The sequence below is a fragment of the Tamlana sp. 2_MG-2023 genome, from assembly GCF_030548465.1.
Taxonomy (GTDB): domain Bacteria; phylum Bacteroidota; class Bacteroidia; order Flavobacteriales; family Flavobacteriaceae; genus Pseudotamlana.
This window is the reverse complement of sequence record NZ_JAUOSF010000037.1, coordinates 1-1,409: the sequence shown is the minus strand read 5'-3', so window position 1 is coordinate 1,409 and position 1,409 is coordinate 1. Positions and strand designations below refer to the sequence as shown.

2 protein-coding genes are annotated in these 1,409 nt (G+C 37.8%); both read right to left on the bottom strand.

Going from position 1 to position 1,409, the window contains the following annotated elements; translation table 11 throughout:
- Positions 1-650 (bottom strand): PorP/SprF family type IX secretion system membrane protein (locus Q4566_RS16985; RefSeq protein ID WP_303423770.1); only part of this gene is annotated, 650 nt, incomplete at its 3' end.
- A 3-nt stretch (positions 651-653) separates the two neighbouring features.
- On the bottom strand, positions 654-1,409 hold a 756-nt coding region (locus Q4566_RS16980; RefSeq protein WP_303423768.1), incomplete at its 5' end, for a gliding motility-associated C-terminal domain-containing protein.

Sequence of the window (1,409 nt, the reverse complement as noted above, 5' to 3'; positions counted from 1 at the left end):
ACTTCCCTAAATCGGTTTGTAAAAAAACGGTAGCCTCCATATAAATAATAAGCGCCTTTTACATCAATATTATCTTCTGAAGACAAGGCATCACCTAAAACATTAGATGCCGATAAACCGATATAGGCGCGTTCTCTGTTATAAAGTGCCCCTAACCCTATAGTTGGAATAGTGGTACTGATATTATTTGCAAAATTAGGATCGTTATTGATTCCTAAGTCTAATAGGTTTTCATCGAAAAACATGACACCTGCCGATATTCCGAAGGATAATACATGCGGATTATAAGACCACCAATTGCTATTATCTGAATCAAAAAACAATTTATAAGAATAGGTGCCAAATAAACTTGTTGCTTTAGTAATTCCTATTTGGTCGCTATAAGCCCCCCCTCCAACACCTACGTTTTCTGAGCTTGTAGGTGCATTAACCAATAGGCTCATCGTTTTCGGACTGCCTTCTATCTGACTGAGTTGGCCACTGCTCGTAAAAGTGATGTCCATGTCGGGATAGAATCCCGCATAAGCCGGATTGATAAGCACCCCATTAGCACTATAATTTGAAAACACTGGTGTTTGTTGCCCAAATAAAGACTGTAAAAAACCGGTTGATAGTATGACAACCATCAATATGATATACTTATATTTCATTTATTATCTTTTTAAAACAAGGAATCCTGTTTCTTTTTTTAAGTGGTGAGTACCTTCAATTTTTATTTGAAAGAAATAGGTGCCTTCAGGTAATTCGTCTGCTCCCCAGTTTCTTTTTCTATTGGCAATACCTCTAAAGACATTGCTTGAATTGTTATAACCTTGGGTTTCAAAAACCAAATCACCCCATCGATTATAAATCAATACTTTATTATTTGGGTACTTCGTTATTCCATCAATTTCCCAAAATTCATTGACACCGTCACCATCAGGAGAAAACCCGTATTTGGTATCATCTTTTTCTTTTGGTTCCACATATACAGTTATATAATCTTCGGAAGTACAGCCGTCTTCTGAAGTGAAACGCAGCGTATAGGTGGTGGTTTCTGTTGGATTTGCTATGGGGTTTTTAATGTCAGTAGCACTTAATCCTTCTGAAGGAAACCACTCTAAACTTCCTGAAGTTGTAGTTGAAGCCATTAATTCTACAGCATCGCCTTCAGTGATATTTTGATCTTCTCCAGCATCAACAGTACAATCCACTAAAACCTCATCTTCAACAGTAACGTTAAAACTACAAGTTGCTGTATTGCCTGAAACATCACGAACTTCAAAAGTGACGGTTGTGCTTCCTATTGGGAATGCTGAACCTGATGGTAAACCTGCAATTTGGGTTGTGGTCTCCACGGCACAATTATCTGTACCAACAGGACTGGTAAAAGTAACAACTGCGGTAGATAATCCTGAATCTACGGTTTG